Source organism: Shewanella sp. BF02_Schw (assembly GCF_014596695.2).
GTDB lineage: Bacteria > Pseudomonadota > Gammaproteobacteria > Enterobacterales > Shewanellaceae > Shewanella.
Window position 1 is genome coordinate 1,369,970 of the sequence record NZ_JABKAW020000001.1, and the last position, 23,514, is coordinate 1,393,483.

General features: G+C 42.3%; 16 protein-coding genes and 1 tRNA gene. 11 read left to right on the forward strand and 6 right to left on the reverse strand.

All coding sequences use genetic code 11. The features are described 5' to 3' along the window. Positions 1 to 2 precede the first annotated feature (2 nt). A complete protein-coding gene (locus HNW13_RS06150; RefSeq protein ID WP_192115008.1) occupies positions 3 to 1,730 on the forward strand; it encodes a glycogen/starch synthase in 1,728 nt (575 codons plus the stop codon). 193 nt (positions 1,731 to 1,923) lie between these two features. Here HNW13_RS06150 and HNW13_RS06155 read toward each other — a convergent pair whose 3' ends face one another. The 4 genes from HNW13_RS06155 to pabB form a co-directional block, all read right to left on the reverse strand. After that, positions 1,924 to 4,317, reverse strand: a complete 2,394-nt coding sequence (locus tag HNW13_RS06155; RefSeq protein ID WP_192115007.1) for a TonB-dependent receptor — start codon at positions 4,315 to 4,317, stop codon at positions 1,924 to 1,926. 267 nt (positions 4,318 to 4,584) lie between these two features. Then, entirely contained in the window at positions 4,585 to 6,306 is a 1,722-nt protein-coding gene (locus HNW13_RS06160; protein WP_192115006.1) for a phospho-sugar mutase, read from the reverse strand. A 357-nt stretch (positions 6,307 to 6,663) separates the two neighbouring features. Further along, positions 6,664 to 7,338, reverse strand: a complete 675-nt coding sequence (locus HNW13_RS06165) for a glutathione binding-like protein (protein WP_192115005.1) — start codon at positions 7,336 to 7,338, stop codon at positions 6,664 to 6,666. A gap of 470 nt (positions 7,339 to 7,808) precedes the next feature. Then, positions 7,809 to 9,254 carry an aminodeoxychorismate synthase component I gene (gene pabB, locus HNW13_RS06170; protein ID WP_192115004.1) on the reverse strand — a complete coding sequence of 482 codons (1,446 nt, stop codon included), beginning with the start codon at positions 9,252 to 9,254 and terminating at the stop codon, positions 7,809 to 7,811. Positions 9,255 to 9,392: 138 nt separating this feature from the next. Between pabB and HNW13_RS06175 the strand changes: the two genes are divergently transcribed. The 5 genes from HNW13_RS06175 to HNW13_RS06195 all read left to right on the forward strand — a co-directional run bounded on the left by HNW13_RS06175 (position 9,393) and on the right by HNW13_RS06195 (position 16,535). Continuing rightward, positions 9,393 to 10,970 (forward strand): fumarate hydratase, encoded by a 1,578-nt coding sequence (locus HNW13_RS06175; RefSeq protein ID WP_101087056.1) that lies wholly within the window; start codon positions 9,393 to 9,395, stop codon positions 10,968 to 10,970. Positions 10,971 to 11,176: 206 nt separating this feature from the next. Next, positions 11,177 to 13,228 carry a S9 family peptidase gene (locus HNW13_RS06180; protein ID WP_162023236.1) on the forward strand — a complete coding sequence of 684 codons (2,052 nt, stop codon included), beginning with the start codon at positions 11,177 to 11,179 and terminating at the stop codon, positions 13,226 to 13,228. Between the two features lie 851 nt (positions 13,229 to 14,079). Then, a complete protein-coding gene (locus HNW13_RS06185) occupies positions 14,080 to 14,712 on the forward strand; it encodes a YchE family NAAT transporter (RefSeq protein WP_101087058.1) in 633 nt (210 codons plus the stop codon). 230 nt (positions 14,713 to 14,942) lie between these two features. After that, positions 14,943 to 15,032: transfer RNA gene (locus HNW13_RS06190), tRNA-Ser, on the forward strand. 183 nt (positions 15,033 to 15,215) lie between these two features. Further along, the gene (locus HNW13_RS06195; RefSeq protein WP_192115003.1) at positions 15,216 to 16,535 is read left to right on the forward strand and encodes a DEAD/DEAH box helicase; all 1,320 of its coding nucleotides are present in this window, start codon (positions 15,216 to 15,218) and stop codon (positions 16,533 to 16,535) included. A 53-nt stretch (positions 16,536 to 16,588) separates the two neighbouring features. On the opposite strand, the gene yegS is transcribed toward HNW13_RS06195, so the two are convergent. Then, the gene (gene yegS / locus HNW13_RS06200) at positions 16,589 to 17,518 is read right to left on the reverse strand and encodes a lipid kinase YegS (protein WP_192115002.1); all 930 of its coding nucleotides are present in this window, start codon (positions 17,516 to 17,518) and stop codon (positions 16,589 to 16,591) included. A 351-nt stretch (positions 17,519 to 17,869) separates the two neighbouring features. Between yegS and HNW13_RS06205 the strand changes: the two genes are divergently transcribed. From HNW13_RS06205 to HNW13_RS06225, 5 genes are all read left to right on the forward strand, one after another. Further along, positions 17,870 to 19,660: a DUF885 domain-containing protein gene (locus tag HNW13_RS06205; protein ID WP_192115001.1), complete on the forward strand. Its 1,791-nt coding sequence runs from the start codon at positions 17,870 to 17,872 to the stop codon at positions 19,658 to 19,660. Positions 19,661 to 19,817: 157 nt separating this feature from the next. Further along, positions 19,818 to 20,480, forward strand: coding sequence for a response regulator transcription factor (locus HNW13_RS06210; protein WP_162023232.1), 663 nt, complete (start codon positions 19,818 to 19,820; stop codon positions 20,478 to 20,480). A 106-nt stretch (positions 20,481 to 20,586) separates the two neighbouring features. Continuing rightward, the gene (locus HNW13_RS06215; RefSeq protein ID WP_162023231.1) at positions 20,587 to 21,711 is read left to right on the forward strand and encodes a carboxypeptidase family protein; all 1,125 of its coding nucleotides are present in this window, start codon (positions 20,587 to 20,589) and stop codon (positions 21,709 to 21,711) included. A gap of 56 nt (positions 21,712 to 21,767) precedes the next feature. Further along, entirely contained in the window at positions 21,768 to 22,085 is a 318-nt protein-coding gene (locus tag HNW13_RS06220; RefSeq protein WP_101087064.1) for a zinc ribbon domain-containing protein, read from the forward strand. After that, positions 22,082 to 22,363 (forward strand): DUF1315 family protein, encoded by a 282-nt coding sequence (locus tag HNW13_RS06225; RefSeq protein ID WP_101087065.1) that lies wholly within the window; start codon positions 22,082 to 22,084, stop codon positions 22,361 to 22,363. Before HNW13_RS06220 ends, HNW13_RS06225 begins: the two co-directional genes overlap by 4 nt. A 136-nt stretch (positions 22,364 to 22,499) precedes the next feature. Here HNW13_RS06225 and ansA read toward each other — a convergent pair whose 3' ends face one another. After that, the gene (ansA, locus tag HNW13_RS06230; RefSeq protein ID WP_101087066.1) at positions 22,500 to 23,513 is read right to left on the reverse strand and encodes an asparaginase; all 1,014 of its coding nucleotides are present in this window, start codon (positions 23,511 to 23,513) and stop codon (positions 22,500 to 22,502) included. Between the last annotated feature and the right edge of the window lies 1 nt (position 23,514).

The following is a 23,514-nucleotide window of genomic DNA, read 5'->3' on the forward strand; positions in this document are numbered from 1 at the left end:
AAATGACTCTTGTGAGTGTAAAGCGAGTACTGCTGGTGGCAGCAGAAAACGATGCACTGCACGGCGCTAAAGTTGGTGGCATGGCGGATGTTATCCGCGACTTGCCACCCGCATTAGGCCAATGCAGCGTGATAGCCGATGTCGCTATGCCTAATTATGGTTTTTTAGCTCAACAATATCGTGTCGCACATATGGCTGATGTTGAAGTTGATTTTGCGGGTGAGCGTCATGTGGTATCTGTGTATCGGATGCCTAGGCCGCAAAACAAAGACGAAATGGTCGATATCGGTGAGCAAGATAATACTGGCGCCCAAATTTATCTATTCGATCATCCGCTGTTTAACCATCAAGGTCAGGTTTACTGTAATGGTTCAGCCGACAGACCGTTTGCCGAAGATGCGACCAAGTTTGCTTTGTTTTCATTGAGTGTTGCCACATGCCTTGTTAACAGGCTATTACCTTATTTCGATGTGTTGCATCTGCATGACTGGCACACCGCAATGGTGGCGATGCTTCGCGGCTGCGTGGCGGAGTTCTCGGCATTGCAGGCGATGCCTTGTGTGTTCACTATCCATAATTTGGCTTTACAGGGGATCCGCCCCTTCAGCGGTGATGATTCATCGTTTGCCCATTGGTTTCCACAGTACATGGATAAATTGAATGCAGCTGCCGATGTAAGTTTATTTGATCCACGTTACAACAATTGCATTAATCCAATGCGAATGGGCATAGTACTGAGTGATAAAGTGCACTTGGTGTCGCCCAGTTATGCCCGCGAAGTGTTAATGCCATCGGATTATCATAAAGGCTTTTTTGGCGGTGAAGGATTAGAGCTAGATTTAGCCACTAAAGCGCAGCAAGGTAATGTCGTTGGGATCATTAATGGTTGTGTTTATGATGATAAGCCCCTAAATGATGTTGATCATCAAACAGGATATGCAGGGTTATTGCACCAAGCAGAAAACGCGATTATCAAATGGCAAGCAAAGGCCAATAATGTCAGTGTATTAGACACCATTGCGCTCACGCGAATGAGTCAGTATAAGCATGCTGTATTGGCGGAGCATCTGCGATCGTTAGAGGTAAATAGCCGAACGTTTGATGATGACAAGCAACGGTTTTTACTGACATCAGTAGGTCGGTTAACTGAGCAAAAAGTGTTGATTTTGTTGCAACCGTATAGTGCAACGCAAATAGATAAAAGCCTTTCCTCAGCAAAAACAGTACTAGAAGCGGTACTTGAATCATTAAAGCGACAACAACCCAACGGGGTGTTTATGTTGCTTGGTAGTGGTGATCTGCATATTGCTAAGGTTCTGCAAGCTACAGCTGCGCGTTATGATAACTTTTTATTTTTACACGGTTATGATGAAGCATTGTCTGAGCAACTTTATCAATCGGGCAGTTTATTTTTAATGCCAAGTTCATTTGAGCCATGCGGAATAAGTCAAATGCTGGCAATGCGGGCAGGGCAACCTTGTTTGGTTCATGGCGTGGGTGGACTGAACGACACGATTACAGATAATGTCAGCGGCTGGGTGTTTAATGGTGAAACGCTAGCTGCACAAGGACAAGCCCTGGTTGAACGTGTTAATCAAGTTCTTGCGTTATATGGCAGCGATACTTGGCAACAGGTGAAGCATAATGCCGCCAAACAGCGATTTAGCTGGGACGATGTCGCGAAGCAATATCTAGCAAAGCTCTATGTAGCGAATGATAATGATCAGTAAACCACGTCAGTAAAAAACGTCAGTAAATACAGTCAGTAAGCATTAGTCCGTTAGCAAGACAACTTAAACTAATGTTCTTAACCAATCGTTTTATGTTCAGCTTGATGTAATGAAAAATGCCAATCAAATATGATTGGCATTTTTGCGTTTCAGCGTGATTATCGGCTGAAAATACTCACTAATAACTAATCTTTTAGTAGGTATAACGTAGATCTAAGTAATAGTAACCACCGTTAAATCCAAACGGAGTATTGGTCAGTGGGTATACAAATATGCCGTTAAAATTATTATCCTCTGGGCGTTTCTCTGGATAAGTATCAAATAGGTTTTGTACCCCTAACGTCACTGAAAGGTTATCGGTTGCACGGTAACGAGTACTTAAATCAGTGGCCCATCTCGCACCATATTCTACTTCACTAGATGAATAACCCACGGTATATTCACCGAAATAGCTGAAACGTAAGTTAGTGGTGAAGTCATCATATTGATGAGTAAAACCGATGTTAGCGGTATTTTTCGGATTGGCTTCCGTCATGCGAACGACTTCAATATTATCAAATAGCTCGTCTTCTAATCCATTGAGGATCGAAGGCAAAGAAATTGACTCAATTTCAGTTTCTTTGTATGAGTAAGCAAGGTTTGCTTTTAGGTCGCCGTATTCACCAAGGTCAAAACCTTGAGTGATAACTAAGTCTACACCTTGAGTTTTAGTATCAACCGCATTCATAAAGAAACGCGCCGAGTCGGCATTGGTGCCTTCAAGAATCGCAGCAATGGCGGGTGAGCTTTCTTTGTCGATAGAGCCTGACAAAATGATTCTGTCATCAACATTGATTTCATAAGCATCTAATGTCACTGCAAAGCCATTGTCGCCAGTGTAAACAATACCTGCACTATAAGAGTGTGATACTTCCGCTTTAAGATCGGGAATACCTAGCTCAGCTCTAATCGGTGATAACTGGTTAAAGGTACCTGACTCTCTAGGAATAAATTCACCAGTGACCGGATCAGGGTCAAAGAAAGTGGATACGTTGGTAAAATAAAGCTGTTGTACACTTGGCGCGCGAAAACCCGTGTCGGTGGTTAAACGAAGTGCCACTCGGTTCGTTAGCTCATATCGACCAGACAATTTCCAACTGGTATTGCCACCGAAATCTGAATAGTCTTCATATCGAACGGCTGCCGCCCAATAAAAGTCATCGGTAAGTTGGTTTTCAAGTTCGATGTACAAACCAAGGTTTGTACGGTCTTCATCTACTTCAGATTCTTTAGTAAAACCACCAAATCCCTGGCTACCACCCGATTTATCTTGGTAATCGCCTTGGATATACGATTCTTCTTGGCCAGCTTCAATTTGATAGCCACTTTCGCGCCATGTGATACCCATTGCCACGAGTAAGTCAGAGTCATTGGCAAAATCGTAGTAGGTTGAAGCATCTAAGTTTAGATTCAGCTCACTGGTTGACAATGTACCGGCATCAAAGCTTGTTGGGCTGTTAGGGCCAAGCGAAGCGTTAATGCTGTTTTCAACATTGTATTCAAAGCTGTTGCTACCAAAACCAACTGATGAATCAATTTCCCATTGGCCCAACTCAAACTCATAACCGGTGACTAAAGAGTAATCGATAATCTCTGGGCTAATTTGTGGTAAAAAGCCGTCTGGATACACTTCAATAACGTTACGAGAATCCAACGCACGACGATAAAAAGCGCCTGAAGTTGAGCTGCGTTTGCTAATACCACCAAAGGCATAAAGCTTGCCCTTGGTATCTAACCCTTGCTCAGCATTTACAAACAAACCGTAGTTGTCATAATCACTGTCGCCAACATGATGATTTTTACGATTGAATGTGGCTTCACGTGGATCAAGGCTACCATCTGCTAAGGTCGGGTATTGCTGACGTGGATCAAAACCGGCACGATTGGTTGAATTTTTCTGATGTGCTTCTAAAGACACATTCACAAAGCCGTCTTGGCTAAAACTAAAGCCTTGATTAATGCCAAGGCGTACTTGTTCGCCGTCGCCTTTATAGGTTTGGCCAACCTGGGCGGCAATGCTGCCACCTTCGTCGCTGTCTTTCAGCACGACGTTGATGACGCCCGCAATCGCATCAGAGCCGTATAGCGCTGATGCACCGTCGCGTAAAATTTCAATCCGCTTAATTGAAGTCATTGGAATGGCGTTAAGGTCAACGTTTGATGAACCTTTGCCTAAAGTACCGGCTAAGTGAACCAATGCTGAACCGTGGCGACGCTTACCATTTACCAACACTAAAGTGTGATCAGGTGACATGCCTCGTAAGCTTGCAGGGCGAACCGCGTCGCTGCCATCGGTAATTGACGAGAATGGAAAGCTGTAGCTGGGCGCAGCAAACTGCAATGCCTTAGCGGTTTCGGTTATACCTGTTGCTTCAAGTTGTTCTGAGGTAATAATATCGACAGGAGTTGCACTGTCTGTGGCGGTACGAAGGGCAATACGCGATCCAATAACCTGAATGCGCTCTAGGTTTTCACCTTCTTCTGCAGCGATTGCTACTGGGGCTGAAATACTGGCAATAGCGGCCAAAGAAACGAGACTTTTATACATTAGCAATCCTGCGATAACGTTATGAGTAATTTTGTAACATTATAGGTCATTTTCGCTGGTACATAGGTCGCTTTAATATAGGCTTAGTTAGTTCAATCAGGCATATCTCATGACACTCTGATCTAGTTAAAGGCGATAATTACTCCATTGTGGTTACAATTACCCACAGCCATAAACAAACGCCTGCTAATAGTAACAGGCGTTTAACATTTATTTTGTTAATGAGGCTTAAGTATTGTTAATGAGACTTAATCGCTTTATGAGCTGCTAGCTGGGTAAGCTCGTTTGGTGCGATGTAATGAAGGTCGCCATGGCATCCTCTGCACGAGTTTGTGCCGATGCCCAAGTGTCCGAGCTTGTCATGGTTTCAACCACTTCGTAATAACATTTAATTTTTGGCTCAGTACCCGATGGGCGAACAATGACTCGAGCGCCACCTTCTAAGGCATAAATCAACACATCGCTGCTAGGTAAATCAATGGCTTGTTTGCTGCCATCAGCGGCAGTGCGCTGTAGACTTTTTAAATCGTCGGTCGAGATCACCGCATACTCACCAATTTTCACGGGTGGATGTTCGCGTAAATAGGCACCAATATTTGGCGTGTTAGCATTAAGGGCAATACTCACTTGTTTATTAAGATGAAATCCATGTTGGCGATAAATCTGCTCGAGTTTATCCCAAATGGTTTGTCCATTATCTGCAAGTTCTGCAGTCAGTTGGGCAAAGGCCACTAATGCCGATAATCCATCTTTATCCCACACTAAGTTACCAATGGTGTAACCGAGTGCCTCTTCATAAGCGAATAAGAACTGATTGTCAGCTTGGTGCTTGGCAATACCGACATTCATTAACCACTTAAAGCCGGTAAGAGTGGTATAGCTTTGGCTACCAAACTCAGTGGCAATTTTAGACAACAGGCTTGAGGACACGATAGTAGTGCCAGTAAGTTGCTGATTTTTAGGTGCATGGCTGAGTAAGTAGTGACCAAATAACACTCCAACTTGGTCGCCTGTCAGCATTTGGTAGTCGCCATTTTCAGTGCGAGCGGCAACAGCAAAGCGGTCAGCATCAGGGTCGTTGGCACAAGCGAGTGTAGCATGGTGCTTTTTGGCTTCTGCAATCACCAAATCCATTGCGCCTTTTTCTTCAGGATTTGGAAAGTTTACCGTAGGAAAGTCGCCATCAGGTTCACGTTGAGCCGCCACTGAATACACTTGGGTAAAACCAGCATCATTTAATACCGTTTCAGCCATGTCGGCACCAACACCGTGCATTGCGGTGTAAGCTAAACTGACCTTGTCTTGTCCGCTGTGGTATTGCAGCTCTTTAGCTTCACGTATTCCTTGGCGATAGGCTTGATAGAAATCGTCTTGTAACCAAGTAAGCTTATCTTGTGATATTGCGTCATCTAAGGCTAAAAAGGGAATCGCCTGAGTGGCAGCCCGAGTAATTTGGGCGGCTATGCCTGTGTCGTGAGGAGGAATAATTTGTGCGCCATTTTCCCAATAGACTTTATAGCCATTGTATTGTGGTGGGTTATGGCTTGCGGTAACCACAATGCCAGCTGCAGCGTTAAGATGTTTTACCCCAAAAGCGACTAACGGCGTGGCGGCAACCTTGTAGGTTAAATGCACGTTAATGCCCATAGCGGTTAATACACTTGCGGCATCATGGGCAAAGGTAAAGGAATCATGACGACCATCGTAACCTATCACGACACCACGCTCGGCAGCATTGTCGATTTGCGCGAGTAAGTAAGCCCCCAGACCGGCAGTAGTTTGGCGGATAACCAAACGGTTCATTGCCATAGGCCCAACACCCACTTCGCCTCTTAGCCCTGCAGTGCCAAATGCTAAACGACCCGCAAAGCGTGCCGCTAGTTCTGTTTCATTGCCGTTATCAATTAACGTTTGCAGTTGTGAGCGGGTGTGTGGGTCGGGATCGTTATTGAGCCATTGGTTGATTTGATGTTGAAGATGGGTATTCATGAGTAACCTCATTGATAATCATTTTCAATAACAGTAGGAAAATACCGCCGCAAGAACAAGTAAATTCGTGTCAAAGTGGATAAAAATAACAAATTGTATTCATGATTTATACGCTTAATCTACATGCATAAACGCGAACATTAGCTTATAAACAACCAGCTGCAGCTAAATATCAAACCTAAAAACCGTGTAAATCAACTTTAAAGCTGTATATATAAACTTAAAAACATTGTATAGATAGAAACCCATAGCGTGCACAGTGGCGTTACAGCAAGAGTGGGGCCAAGTAGGCAATACAAAAAAGGCTTATGGATATCATCCACAAGCCTTTTATAACGCGATTAAAATCTATTTTGCTTAGATAACATAATTTTGTGGGAAAAACGCACGTTTTGCGTCTTCATCAAATTCTGCTTTAAATTGAATGTCTTTACCCATGTTTCTGGCGCGTTCAACTGCAGGACGGTTGTTGATGCGGTTAAACCAGCGTTGAACATTCGGGTAAGTGGCAAGTGCATCTTGGCCTAATACATAGCCGATTTTATCAACCCAACCCCATGCAGCAATATCGACAATGCTCAATTCATCACCGACGATAAACTCACGGTTATCAAGATGTGCGTCAAGTACTTGGTAATGGCGCTGAGTTTCACGTTGATAACGGTTTGTTGCGTAATCTATTTTCTCTGGTGCATGGTGAGTGAAATGGACACATTGACCAGAATAAGGGCCTAAACCAGTGGCGACGAACATTAACCACGACAGAAGCTCACCACGATTTTCCGGGGTTGCAGCTAATTGACCTGTTTTGTCAGCAAGGTATAAAAGAATGGCATTAGAATCGAATACACGCACGCCGTTATCTTCAATGGCGGGTGTTTTACTGTTTGGGTTAATCGCTTTAAATTCAGCGCTATGTTGCTCACCTTTTAAGGTATCCACAGGCACGAGTTCAAACTCAAGGCCTGTTTCTTCGAGGAACAGGGCAATTTTCATTGGGTTAGGGCCTGGATGGAAATAAAATTTAATCATGTGAACTCCTTAATAAGTAAGAAGTGTATTTAAGCAGGTTTTGAACGAATGCTCAATATGTTTTTGAGCGATCGTTCATGGTTGAAGGTAGTTTGAGTGAATATTATAAATAATGGTTTAAAAACACGGATTAAAAAACAGATTCAAGCATAAGGTAATACTATTAAAATCGATGATTTCTAGAAAATATTAAGGTTGCTGACCTTTGATAACAAAAGATAATCTGAGCCTAGAATTCATTAACTGAAGTTACCGAGCATACCCAATACTGGCGCTGTGTAAGGTAAACCTAGCTTGAGTACTTTCATGGCTTATTCACTTAGATAAGCAACTATTCACTTTTAACTCGTCTAAGCGCTTGCGCATGCACCATTGAATTATTGTTATTGCCGCCATTTTGCTGGTGACAATCTTACTAACGACCATTCTTTACTCGCAATCATCCACTCCAGTGGGAAGCGTCAGTATATTTAATGATTATCGACCGTTGTTTGTTGCTGATGTAGATTCGCCAACAAAGGTAATATTTTACTGACTTTATCAAAGCTTTCTTGATACTCCGCAGCGCCATTGGAGTCGGCAACAATACCACCACCTGCCCAGCAGTAAATGTGATTATTTTCAGTGACCAAAGTACGAATAGTAATACTGGTGTCCATGTTTCCATTTTGGCTTATATAGCCGATGCTGCCGCAATAAAGGTTACGTCTGGACGGTTCTAATTCTTCAATGATTTCCATTGCGCGGATTTTTGGCGCACCGGTAATTGACCCACCTGGAAAGGCGGCGTTAAGTAAATCGAATGCTGTTTTGTGTGGTGCAAGTGTGGCAGTCACCGTACTGACTAAATGATGCACCGCAGGAAAGCTTTCAATGGCGAATAACGTCGGCACTTTAACCGAGCCTGGGGCGGCGACTTTACCGATATCGTTTCTGAGTAGGTCTACAATCATCACATTTTCGGCACGATCTTTCTCGGAAGTGATTAATGCGCTAGCGGTTTGTTGATCCAAAATGGGATCATGATGGCGCGGCATGGTACCTTTAATGGGTTTAGTTTCGATATATTGATCGTTAAGTTTAATAAAACGTTCTGGTGAGATAGATAACATGCAGTGGTTATCAACTCGCATAAATGCCGAAAAAGGCGCTTGGTTTGCAAGGGATAAAGCACAATAAGCTTGCCATTCATCTCCTTGATATTGAGCTTCAAATCGTTGGGTTAAATTGATTTGATAACAATCACCACTCAATAAATACTGCTGCACTTGAGCAAATTTATGTTGATACTGCTGACTGTCTATCTGATTACTCCAAGCCGTAGTTAATCTGAAAGGCCTTGATGTTATCGCGTTACTGGCTGATTTTTGTATTTTAGATTCAATTAAATTCAACTCAACTTTTAACGCGTTAGATCCATCATAATGGTAAGCATACCAAGATTTATCAACGTAACTGTAGACGAGTGAAAAATCATAAAAACCAATGTTCATATCATCAAGATGAATATCTTTAATGGCAATTTGTGGCAGCTTTTCAATATTTCGGCCCAGGTCATAGCCAAATGCGCCCAGGGCTCCGACACTAAATGGATGTTGGCTGTCTTGCGCTGAAGGATATAACCGCGCTTGCAGTTCAGCTAATGTGTTAAAGGGGTTGGCGTGGCGATCTATTTTAATATTGAGTGCTTTGATGGCCGAGTCTTTGGCACTAAATCGACTGATGCCATCGCTGCTGGTTAACGTTGCAATAGGATTAAAGCCGATGATGTCGAATTTGGCATCTTGGTGCGGAGCATTGGCTGAGTCGAGTAATATCGCCCATGGCTGGTGGCTTACCAGTGAAAATAGTTGCTTTGTGTCTATTTTCCAGTCCAGTTTTTGCATGAAGAGTGCGTTTTTTGCCCGCGCAGACATCGATAACCCTTATCTAAAATGTGATGTAGCCCAAAAAGGATGGAAAGAGTATCATATTGGTCTTAATAGTTAATATTAAATCGATTCTAATAAAAACGATAACCATGTTAGGCCGCAATGGCTGCTGGAGCACCCCATATGTCGACGAATACCACATCTCACTCTACAACTCATTCACCTATATCTAGTCAAGCTGTCGTGATTAAACAAGCTGACTTTATTGAAAGTATTGCTGATTCTCTGCAATACATCTCGTATTACCATCCCAAAGACTTTGTTGATGCAATGACCAAAGCTTACGAGCGTGAAGAAAGCGCTGCCGCGAAAGACGCCATTGCCCAAATTCTGATTAACTCCCGTATGTCAGCCGAAGGCAAACGGCCTTTATGCCAAGACACTGGAATTGTCACCACCTTTGTTAAAATTGGTATGTCTGTTCAGTGGGATAAAACTGACATGACAGTTCAAGAAATGGTCGATGAAGGTGTACGTCGTGCTTATACCAATCCAGATAATCCATTACGTGCATCAATAGTGTCAGACCCTGCCGGTGCGCGTAAAAATACCAAAGACAACACACCATCAGTGGTTCATATTGACATGGTTGCTGGCAATCAAATAGAAGTGATGATTGCCGCTAAAGGTGGTGGGTCGGAAAACAAATCAAAAATGGCCATGCTTAATCCGTCAGACGATATCGCCGCTTGGGTAGAAAAAACATTACCAACAATGGGCGCGGGCTGGTGTCCACCGGGTATGTTAGGCATAGGTATCGGTGGTACTGCTGAGAAAGCGGCCGTTCTGGCCAAAGAATCATTAATGGACCCTGTTGATATTCATGAGTTGATGGCTCGTGGTGCAGAGACCACAGAAGAAAAGCTTCGTTTAGACATTTTTGAACGCGCAAATAATTTAGGCATAGGCGCTCAAGGGTTGGGCGGACTCACTACAGTATTAGATGTTAAAATTAAATCTGTACCGACTCATGCAGCGTCTAAACCAGTAGTGATGATCCCTAACTGCGCAGCAACGCGCCATGTGCATTTTCATTTAGATGGCACTGGTCCAGTCGATTTAGTACCACCATCTTTGTCTGATTGGCCTGAAATTACTCGTGAAGCGGGAGAAAACACTCACCGTGTCAATTTAGATACGGTCACTCAAGCTGAAATCGAAACTTGGAAGAGTGGTGATACCTTATTACTCAACGGTAAAATGCTGACTGGCCGCGATGCAGCTCATAAACGGATTCAAATGTTGCTTGAATCTGGTGAAGGTTTACCAGCAGGTGTCGATTTTACCGGTAAGTTTATTTATTACGTTGGCCCAGTAGACCCAGTCGGTGATGAAGTGGTTGGCCCTGCAGGCCCAACAACGGCAACCCGTATGGATAAGTTCACTGACATGATGTTAGACCAAACAGGCCTAATGGGCATGATTGGTAAGTCTGAGCGTGGTCCTGAAACGGTTGCTTCAATTAAAAAGCACAAAGCAGTGTATTTAATGGCTGTTGGCGGCGCGGCATACCTAGTGTCGAAAGCGATTAAGAAATCACGTGTTGTCGCATTTGAAGATTTAGGCATGGAAGCGATTTACGAATTTGATGTGCAAGACATGCCAGTGACCGTGGCGGTTGATACCAATGGTGTTAATGCGCACGAAACTGGCCCAGCGATTTGGAAAATTAACATCGCTAACAGTAAAGCTAATAAGTAAGCCATCGATAACATTGTGCTTAGACATAAGCGATAAGTGTCAATGTGATTAAACGCTCGGGTTTACAGCTTTTTACAAAAGGCTTGTTGCCTGAGCGTTTTGCTTTGGTTAGTCTGCAATATACATTTTATGATTACGTTTGATATTGGCTGTATTTGTGGCCTAAACGTAATACGTTTTATTTAAACAACTGAGACATGATAACAATGAAAAAGTCTTCTGTATTATTCGCACTGGTTGCTGCTGGCATGGCAACATCAGTGTCTGCGGCAGAGCCCGCAGCTTTTAATGTTCAGCAACTGGTTAACTTAAATAAGTTGCATTCAGCGGCCGTATCAAATGATGGTAAAACCATGGTGTACGGCGTAAAAGTGGTTGATGATAAAGGCGAGGGCAACTCAGATCTTTATCTTCTCGATTTGAACGATAAAAATGCTAAGCCAAAGCAACTTACCTCGGCAGCCGGTACTGAACACGATGTCAGCTTCTCGCCCGATGGAAAATCGATTTATTTCCTCGCCACGCGCTCCGGCACCAGTCAATTGTATCAATTGGCCCTTGATGGCGGAGAAGCTATCGCGGTTACTGATTTACCGTTAGATATCAATGGCTACAAATTGTCTAACGACGGTAAGCAAGTTGTTATGACGCTGCGGGTATTTCCAGAGTGTAAAGACTTAGCGTGTTCAAAAGACAAGTTTACTGCCGAAGCTGAACGTAAAAGCACCGGGCGTCAATACAAGCAGTTGATGGTACGTCATTGGGACACTTGGGAAGATCATGCACGTAATCATTTGTTTGTCGCCTCGCTTAATGGCAACAAAATTACCACAGCGACAAACGTTACAGCGGGCCGTGACACTGAAACACCGCCTAAGCCATTTTCTGGTATGGAAGAAGTCACCTTTACTGCAGACGGCAAGTACGTTGTTTATAGCGCGAAAGCGCCTAGCCGTGATCAAGCTTGGACTACTAACTACGATTTATGGCAAGTGCCTGTAGCTGGCGGTGAAACGGTTAACTTAACCCCAGATAACCAAGCATGGGATGCCCAGCCAACGTTCTCTGCCGATGGCCGTTATCTTGCTTATTTAGCCATGACCAAGGCGGGTTACGAAGCTGATCGCTCCCGCATTATGTTACGTGACAATGTTACAGGCCAAGAAAAAGAAGTCGCACCATTGTGGGATCGCAGCGCGAGTTCATTAAATTTTAGTGCCGATGGTCGTACTTTGTATGTGACAGCACAAGATCTTGGGCAAGTGACCATTTTTGAAGTGAACACTCAGTTTGGTGATGTGCGTCCTATTTACAACCAAGGCAGCAACAGCCTAGTGGCTGTGACCAGTAATCGTCTTATTTTCCAGAAGTCATCATTAGTTGAACCTGGCGATTTATTCAGTGTGTCACTAGAAGGTGAACAACTTAAACAGCTAACCAACGTCAACAGTGAAAAATTAGCAGATATTAAGTTTGGTGATTTTGAACAGTTCAACTTTAAAGGTTGGAATGACGAAACCGTTCATGGTTATTGGATCAAACCTGTTAACTATGAAGAAGGTAAAAAATACCCAATAGCTTACCTGGTACACGGCGGCCCACAAGGCTCATTTGGTAACAGTTTCAGCAGCCGCTGGAATGCTCAGTTATGGGCGGGTGCAGGCTATGGCGTAGTGATGGTCGACTTCCATGGTTCTACTGGATATGGTCAAGCGTTTACCGACTCTATTGGCAAGGATTGGGGCGGAAAACCGCTTGAAGATCTTAAAAAAGGCATGGCAGCAGTTACCGCGCAGCAACCTTGGTTAGATGCTAACAATGCATGTGCACTGGGCGGTTCTTACGGTGGCTATATGATGAACTGGTTCCAAGGTAAATGGAACGATGGCTTCAAGTGTTTAGTCGACCATGCTGGTTTGTTTGATATGCGTTCTATGTATTACGTTACAGAAGAATTATGGTTCCCTGAATATGAATTCGGTGGCCCATACGATCAAAACAAAGAGCTATATGAAAAGTTTAACCCAGTAAACTATGTTGAAAACTGGAAAACGCCGATGCTCGTCATCCATGGTGAAAAAGACTACCGTGTACCTTATGGCCAAGGTCTTGCTGCATTTACCTTTATGCAGCGTAAAGGTATTCCTTCAGAGCTATTGGTATTTCCAGATGAGAATCACTGGATCTTAAATCAAGATAACCTACAGCTATGGTACAAGAATGTACTAGGCTGGATGGATCGTTGGACAGCTAAATAACCTGAAATTGGGATAACAAACGTCTCTCAAACAGCTCTTTGCCTTGCTAACGTTGTTGAATTAACTTGCAATAGATCCGCTATTGACGCGTCAATTCGCCTTGTTAGTAAAACAAATGACAAGTTTGAGAGTTGTTAACGTATAAGACTATGATCTTTATAATCATATATTTGTCTCTTATCCCGAGTTCAGGTTAAATAGTGTGTAGTTTCTCTGTAGAGGGTTTACGCAGGTCAGTATTGAAATAATGGCCTAATCTTCACAGCAGAGTTACTTTCAGAGTTAATTAAAAGAGATGTTGCCACTGGCAACATCTCTTTTTTGTGCCTAAGCTATTGTAGCTTCGGATATTGTGGGTCAAGCCAATCGCAGTTTTACCAGAGGCAATGAGTTATTCATTAGTCAAGGTGATGCTGGAATCGATATATACTGTTTACCTAAAAAATATACTTACATACTGTCAAAATAAACTGACCGGCTAAATGTATACTTTTAGGAGAAATAAAAACTCCGCTATCGTTAGTATTTTTCATCATAAGGCTATTCTTATTTTGTTGAATAATATGTAGGTTAACCACAGACAAACAAGATTTTAAGTTATGTTGTAGGTTAAATCATCATATTGATGCTAATTAGAACTGTATAGTGAAATAAAATAACTAAAAGTGCGTGTTTACGTTAACTGTCATTATGATGTAAAAATACAAATAATAGACGTTGCATTAGTTTTTGTATTGTAAAATGGTCTATCAAATATAAAAAATTTCATTTGGGGAATGGCAATGTTTCAGCTACATTAGCGCCCTCAGAATCGAGCTTCAATACAGGTAATATCAAGAGGGTTATACCAAGTGGATTTCATGCTTTATATCAAGTTCTTTCTAGGACTATTAGCCATTATTAACCCAGTAGGGTTATTACCTGTTTTTGTTAGCTTAACCAGCCATCAAACTGAAGTTGAGCGTAGACATACCAACCGGGTGGCAAACTTTGCCGTAGTGGTCATTTTATTGGTGACGGCAATAGCAGGGCATTACATTCTTAGTATGTTCAGTATTTCATTATCGGCTTTTCGTATTGCCGGTGGTAGCTTGATTTGTATTATTGCCATGTCGATGCTACAAGGTAAAATCAGTGAAGTGAAACGCAACCAAGAAGAAGACCGTGAGTCTTCAGGTATGGAGTCTGTTGCAGTTGTCCCTTTAGCTTTGCCATTAATGGCTGGTCCTGGTGCCATTAGTGCGGTGATTGTGTTTGCGGCGGAGCATCACCAAATAACCAACTACATTGGTATGTTTTTAACCATTATTATCTTAGGTCTTGTTAGTTGGGGTTTATTTCGTATGGCGCCAATGCTGTTTAAACTATTAGGTAAAACTGGCATTAACGTTATTACTCGTCTAATGGGTCTACTGATGTTGTCTTTAGGCATTGAAGTGATCGCCGCGGGTGTTAAAGGACTTTTCCCTACCTTAATAGGTTAGTTAGCTTGCTAGTTGCTGTGCATTTGTGCAAACGCTTGATAGTGGGGATTTTTAGCTTGACCCGCTATCATCATTTGCGTAAAGTACGCCTCGATTAGCACTGCCGCGGTTAGTATTAAGTGGTTTTGTATTGTTGAGAGGTAATTATCCCACTCAATAGAATCAAGTATTAAGTACTGCTTTTTATCTGATGTCTTTTAATGGTATGGATAAAAAGTCAGTCACAAATTGGTGAGCTGGCTGAGTGGCTGAAGGCGCACGCCTGGAAAGTGTGTTTAGGTTTATCCCTAACGAGAGTTCGAATCTCTCGCTCACCGCCATATTATGAAAAAAGACGTCTTCGGACGTCTTTTTTCATTTGTGTTTTAATACAATACTGACAATTTGGCTGATGCTTCGTCTCGCCGTGGTCTAGTATGACTTTATATTAACGAGGTGTTAGCGCTTGTTATGCGTAGCCTCTATAATGCTTTATTCTTGTTTTACTACTGAGACCCACTTTCATGCCTTTTTCGACACTTGGATTACGCGACACGATTGTCAATGCCCTACATGAAGTGGGATACAGTCAGCCGACACCGATTCAACAACAGACTATTCCGGTTATTTTAAAGGGTAAGAACCTGCTTGCCGCGGCGCAAACGGGCACCGGTAAAACCGCAAGCTTTGTATTACCAATATTAGAACGCTTAGCCGACACTGAAACCCAGCGTGCAAAACGTATTCGAGCGTTGATTTTAACCCCAACTCGCGAACTCGCAGTGCAAGTTCACGCCAACGTAGTTCAGTACGCCAAGCATTTATCGTTAACCTCTATCGCCATTTATGGTGGGGTTGATGAGAAGCCGCAAAAACAAGCCTTAATTGATGGTGTGGATATTTTGGTGGCGACACCAGGACGTTTACTCGACTTATATACCCAACGTGCTGTGCACTTTGATGAAATTGAAGTGTTGGTGCTTGATGAAGCCGATAGAATGCTCGACATGGGCTTTATCGAAGATATTAATAAAATCATCGATAAATTACCTTCTGAACGTCAGAGTTTATTGTTTTCCGCGACATTATCAAACCAAGTGCGTGCGTTAGCGAAAACGGCCATTAAGCGTCCTGTGGAAATTTCGGTGATTGCTGATCGCGATTCAGCACCGAAAATCGAGCAGTGGTTAACGACGGTTGATAAAGATAAAAAATCAGCTTTATTAAGTCATTTAATTAAAACCGAAGAGTGGAACCAAGCGCTAATCTTTATCGAAACTAAGCAAGGTGCCGCTAAATTGGTCAGTCAGCTTGAAAAGCGTGATATTGCTGCTGAGTGTATTCACAGTGGCCGCAGCCAGCCGGTGCGTGAACAAATTTTAGCTGATTTTAAATCGGGTAACATTAAATACCTAGTAGCTACCGGTATTGCGGCGCGTGGTATTGATATTGACGATTTATCTCGTGTAATCAATTATGACTTGCCTTATCCGGCCGATGACTACATTCATCGTATTGGTCGAACCGGTCGTGCGGGTGCTGCTGGTGTCGCTATTTCTTTTGTGTCCAATGATGACTTTAAAAACCTGTGTATGATTGAAAGTCGTTTGGGGCATTTAATTGAACGCAAAGAAATAGTCGGTTTTGAACCATCTAAGCCTATTCCTATTTCGGTGTTGAATTTTATCCCAAAAAATCGTCAGCATAAATCAACCTCAGCGACAGACCGACCTACGCTGAGTTTAGGCAAATCGAAAACGGCTTCAGCTGACTTTAGAAAAACCAAAACAGCTAAAGCGCCAGCCTCGTCGAAAGGTAATAAACCTAATCCCTGGAATATCTAAACTGATTAGATAAACGATTAACTCAGTTGTTGTATCGGCGATTAAAGCGGAATTTACTTTCCGCTTTTTTGTGGGGATTTCTCAAGGCATGGACAGTCTGGCGGTAACACAAACTGAATGGCTTTTGGGAGTACTTCAAAACGCATTTGCTCTGTTGGATAGGGTTCGCCATCTAAATTAAGCGGTAACTTGATAGGGAAATCAATTTCTAGCCAACGGGTTTGAAAATGATAACAAAACCTGGCTTCATGACTCATGGCTTGTATTTCATCTATCACCACCGGGATATCAAAGGTTGAAAATGACTTCAGCAGGGTGATATCCATCAAGCCATCATCAATTAACGCATTGGGCGCCAGCATTTGTCCGCCGCCAGCTTGCTTGTTATTGCAAATGGCGCCTACCAGAATATCGCCATCGAACGTGCCTTTATCGGTGGTAATGCTGCCTTGATAAGGCTTAAAGCCTAATGCTTTTGCCAATCCTATTAAGGTATAAGCCCCGCCACCCAGAAAATCTTTTAACTCTGTTGGGGTTTCTGCAGTCACTTGCGCGCCAAAACCGGCGACTGCCGCATTAATAAAATAATTATTGTTGGCTCGGATGATATCAATAGGGTAGCTGTCACCATGAATCGCCAGTTCCAAAGTGGAATGAATATTATTGCTAATGCCACACGCAGTGGCGAAATCATTTGCCGTGCCTAATGGCAGCACGGCTATTTCGAGCATATGATCCTGTTGTGACAGTTGCATCAGGGCATTAACAGCCTCATTAAGTGAGCCATCACCGCCACCAATAACCACTCTGCCGACATTATCGGCTATTGCTTCCGTCATAAAACGCAACATATCGGCACTTTCCCAAGAGACCCGCACATCAACAGTATGGCCTTTTTCACGTAAAGCGATAACCGATTGTCTGATGTCGACATTGGCGGCTTTTTTACCATTAAGCAGTAGTCGGATATGTGTTGAAGGCATCGTTAAGACCTCTGTTGATTATTATGGACACGGCTATGTAACTAAAAATCGGTTTCTAGGCTACAAGCAGTTGATCGATTCACTATTTTTATGTCACAAAAGGTGTCTGCATGCTGCAAAACCGTGACGAACATGATTAACTAATTATAATTGTCTAAGGATGATTTTTACTCATCACTATGTAGAAAAAGTATACGTTCCAAAAACCGTTAAGTTCCCAAAATAGTTAAGTTCCAAAAATTATTTAAGCACAAAATATATAGGCAGCCAAAATCTATACTCGCGAAAGCGATACCGAGAAAAAATAAGTGTAAACACACTAAAAAATAATAACAATGTAAGGGATAACTCATGAAAAAATCTTTACTTGCTTTGGCGGTTACTTTTGCCATAGTCGGCTGTGGCGATGACTCGGTTAAGCCAAGTCCACAAACCAAGACCGTTACTGCAGAGGCTAGCACAACTACAACCGTGGCAGAATTAACCTTTAACAAATATTCACAACAGTTTATTGATGAGCTGTGGGCATTATCACCAACCTGGGCTCTGTACAGTGGCAAACATGTTAATGATGGCTATTTAGATATCCCTAATCAAGCTAGCCGCGACAAAACGCTGCAATTTGTTAAGCAACAGCAAGCGGCACTAGCCCAATTCGATCCGCAGTCATTATCTGCTAACGAGTTAATTGATTATAAATTACTGAGTAATTTAGTTGAGTCAATGCAATGGGAAATTACACGCTTTAAAGGTTGGCAATGGGATCCATCTAATTACAATGTTGCCGGTGGTTTTGCGCAAATCATCAATGAAGACTTTGCCCCGTTAGATGAGCGCTTAGGCTCTGTTATTGCACGTCTTGAAAATGTGCCCGCTTATTATGAAGCCGCGCGACAAAATATTAGTGAGCCGACACTTGAGCATACCCAATTAGCGATTATGCAAAATCAAGGCGCATTTTCGGTATTGTCTGCCGAGTTAGCCCAGCAAGTCACTGATTCAGGCTTAAGCGCAGAGCAGAAAGCGTTATTTACTCAACGTTTTGATGCAGCAACTGCAGCGATTAAACAGCACATTGAGTGGTTAACCGCGCTTGAAACGAAGCTAACCGAAAATGGAGGCCGTGATTTCCGTATTGGTGAAACCTTATACGAAGAAAAATTCGCCTTCGATATTCAGTCTGGTATGACCGCTAAACAGTTATATGACAAAGCTGTGGCAGATAAAAATCATGTTCAGCAAGAAATGGCTAAGATCACCGATACCATTTGGTCAAAGTATATCGATACCCCAAAACCAGACGATGAGAGACAAGCAATTCGGCAGTTAATTGATGTGTTATCAACCAAACATGTTAAACGAGAAAACTTTGTTGCTGAAGTGCGTAAGCAAATTCCAGAACTGATTAAATTTGTCAATGACAAACAACTGGTGACGCTTGATCCTAACAAACCGTTAATTGTGCGTGAAACCCCTGAATACATGCGCGGTTTTGCGGGTGCTTCTATCAGTGCACCAGGGCCTTATGACAAAGGCGGTAATACTTACTACAACGTTTCGCCCCTCGATGACATGAGTGATGAGTCAGCCGAAAGCTATTTACGTGAATACAATCACTGGATTTTACAGGTACTGAATATTCATGAGGCTATCCCAGGGCATTACACACAATTAGTCTTTTCTAACCAATCTCCTAGTTTAGTGAAAAGCTTATTTGGTAACGGTGCCATGATTGAAGGTTGGGCAGTGTATACCGAGCGTATGATGCTGGAAGAAGGTTATGGTAATTTTGAACCTGAAATGTGGTTGATGTATTACAAATGGAATTTACGGGTCATTTGTAACACTATTTTAGACTACAGCATTCAGGTTAACGGAATGGGTGAGCAAGAGGTGATTGACTTGCTCGAGAATGAAGCATTCCAACAACGCGCTGAAGCTGAAGGAAAGTGGCGTCGAGCGACCTTAAGTCAAGTGCAACTGACTAGTTATTACGCTGGCTATCGTGAGATCTATGATTTCCGCGAACAACTTAAAGCTAAGCAAGGTGAAAACTTTGATTTAAAGCAGTTTCATGAACAGTTTTTAAGTTACGGTAGTGCGCCGGTTAAATTTATTAAACAGTTGATGACAGATAAATAGACCAATGATGTCTCATTCATTATTGTGACAAATGTCTCAAGGCCTGAAGTTTCAGGCCTTTTTGTTAATGAAAAGGGCTACAGGGTCGATTAAATCTGGTTTTGGCTAAATCAGTATGATAATCTTAATGGTAATCGTTATCATTAAGTAGCTGAGCATGAAGAATATCCTATTCATTGAACATACCCTTTCCGATAAAAGTGACGTAACTCGACAGCTAAATGAGCAGGGCTACAGTGTTCATCGGGTTAATAATGCCTTTGATGCGTTGATCCAAATGGAAACTGAGCAGCTTGAAGCCATATTATTAGATTTTTCGGTTCCCAAAATGGAGTCATTTTGGCTGCTCGTTGCACGACAAACCCGAACGCCTATTATTGTATTAGCAGAGAGTAACAGCGAACTGGAGCGCATTAATGCGCTAGAGTTAGGCGCCGACGATTATCTCACTCGACCGATTAATATCCGCGAATTGCAGTTACGTCTTAATGTACTCCATCGACGCACCCAAGCACCAATTAATGACGCGGTTAATGACTATATTGGCTTTGATGATACCTGCTATACCATTAGTTTTGCAGAAAAGTCGCTAGTGTTGACCCAAACGGAATATCGGTTATTTAAATATTTGTTTGATAGACAAGGTGAAGTGGTCACCAAAGAAGAGCTGCAACTACGGGTATTACACAAAGAACTTGGACGTTTTGACCGTAATTTAGACATGCATATCAGTAATACACGCCGTAAATTAGTTAAACGCAATTTACCACGCGAATTGATTAATACCGTTCGCGGTCAAGGTTACAGCTTTAGCTTTTAATGGTTCACACCTATTGCCGCATTTGATAAGCTATGGCGCATAAAATAAGGCTGATACCAATCGTTATTAAGCCCAAAATAAGCGCAAGCACATAAAGGATAATCTAATGCGGATTACAGCAAACTTTGACGGCGGCAATATTGACGTCATTAACCTAGACAAACATGACGATATACAGCTCGCCATTCGTCCCGATTTTGGTGGTGAGTTTTATCAATGGTTTAACTTCCGTTTAGAAGGGGAAGTCGGCCAGACATATACCCTTAACATCCTCAATGCAGGTAGTGCCTCTTATCCAGCTGGCTGGGACGATTATCAAGCAGTGGCCAGTTATGACCGCCAATCGTGGTTCAGATTACCAACTCAGTATGTCGACGGAAAATTAACCATCCAGGCTGAGCTAGATTGTGAAGCCATTCAAATAGCTTATTTTGCACCGTACAGCTACGAACGTCATTTAGATTTGATCAGTGAAGTGCAATTACATCCTGCTGTGAGTCTTGAGCACCTTGGGTTAACCCTTGATGGTCGCGACATGACCTTGCTAAAAATTGGTGATGCTAACCCAGATAAAAAGAATATTTGGATTACTGCGCGTCAACATCCGGGTGAAACGATGGCTGAATGGCTAGTTGAAGGTTTGTTAAATCAATTGCTTGATAGTGATTGTCCAACATCTAAAGCCTTATTAGACAAAGCCAATTTTTATATTGTGCCAAACATGAATCCTGATGGCAGCGCACGCGGCCATTTACGGACTAATGCTGTTGGTACTAACTTAAATCGCGAATGGCAAACACCGAGCTTAGAGAAAAGCCCTGAAGTGTATTATGTCGTTAATAAAATGCATCAAACTGGTGTTGATTTATTTTACGATGTGCACGGCGATGAAGGCCTGCCTTATGTGTTCCTTGCCGGTTGTGAAGGGGTGCCAAGCTACAACGATAAGATGGCTCAATTACAGCAGCAATTTCTCAGTGCATTGACCATTGCCAGTGCGGATTTCCAAACAGAGTTTGGTTACGATAAAGATGAGCCAGGCAAAGCTAATTTAACGGTAGGTTCTAATTGGGTTGCTAATACGTTCAGTTGTTTATCGAACACCTTAGAAATGCCATTTAAAGACAATGCCAATTTAGCCGATCCATTTGTGGGCTGGTCTCCAGAGCGTTGCGTATATTTAGGTGAAGCGTCTTTAGTTGCGATGTTAGCTGTGGTTGATAATTTATAATCGCGACAGTACGCGGTAATTTTTATCTTCAGATAATCAAGCAGGTAGAATGAATTATGGCCTTAGTTGCATGTCCTAAATGTCAAAAGCGAATTTCAAGTTTGGCTAAGCAATGTGAGCATTGTAAAACCGATTTGAGTGGTAATACTGAGTCATTAATGATTATCAGTCACATTGAGCGTTCAAATAGCTTAATGACTCAAAGCTTTATTTTTTTGACATTATTTATCGCAGGAGTTGTGGTGTGGTTTTGGGGAGGAGAGCCTGCACAGGGGTTAACTTCTTATATCGCGATCGCAAGTTTTGTTATTGGTTTTACGGGTTATCTTGTTACCCGAGTCAGAATAGTGTTACATAAACGGAAATCAGTATGAACGATATCAATAAAGTCATTGATGAAATGCCTGAAGAAGTATACCTGCGTTTATTGTCTGCGTCTGAGTTAGGTAAGTGGGATGATGGTACAGTATTAACTCAGCCACAGCGTGAATCGACTTTGCAAGTAGTGATGTTGTATCAAGCACGTAAGCTGCAGCAAACTGAACATTTTACCATCGCAGCCGGTGGTAACATTAATGAGCTGTCTAAATCAGAGCTGAAAAAACAGTTTAAAGGTGAGCCCATCGCCGAGTTTAAAGAAGCTGATTTGTAATTATCTGATAATAAATAATATTTGTTATCAATAATGGATATTATAACATCAAAAAATGCGAGCTCATTAGCTCGCATTTTTATTTAGCTGTTATCTGATTAGTACAATAACCCCGTAACAGTATCAATAACCTAAACTAGTCCGTTGTCAGTTCACCAACAAGGTTTTGCTGCATACGTTGCTTAATTTGCGCCGACGTTAATCCAATAGACAACAAATAATGCAATTTAGCTAACGCCGCTTCAATGGTCATATCAGCACCACTTATTACCCCAGCTTGTGCTAAAGCATTACCTGTAGCATAACCGCGCATATTGACCTTACCCTGGAAACACTGGGTCAAATTAACCAATATAATACCGCGTTCATCGGCTTGTTTAAGTGTATCAAGTAGCTTCTTATCTTGTGGTGCATTCCCCACGCCAAAGGTCAATAAAATCAGTGCTTTTACCGGTTGTTGTAAAATATTATTAAAAATGTCAGTGGAGATCCCTGGATAAAGTGTCACCACACCAACAGGTTGTGGACTAATTGTCACCACTTCTAAAGGCTCACCTGTTGGTTTGGTTATTTTCCCTGCTTTAAGGTTTATTTTAATGCCTGCCTCGAGCAACATAGGAAAATTAGGCGATGCAAACGCATCGAATCCGTCAGCATGGGCTTTGGTTGAGCGGTTACCACGAAACAGTTTGTTATTAAAAAATAAACAGACTTCTGCAACGGGGTAGTTGGCTGCAATATAAAGCGAATTGAGCAAGTTGGTTTGACCGTCTGAACGTAATTGAGCTAACGGAATTTGTGAACCAGTAACAATGACAGGTTTTGATAGACCTTGCAGCATAAATGACAATGCAGATGCGGTATAAGCCATGGTGTCTGTACCATGCAAAATAACGAAACCGTCATACTTTTCATAGTTGGCTTGAATATCATTAGCAATCAATTGCCAATCCGGCGGTGCCATATTGGATGAGTCAATTAATGGGCTGTATTCATGAATAACGAATTCAGGCATTTCTTCATGATAAAACTCAGGCATTGACTGCACACAATCGGTTAAGAACCCAGATACTGGCACAAAACCATTATCGGTCTTTTGCATCCCGATGGTACCGCCAGTATAGGCAACGTAAATGGAACGTTTTGTCATG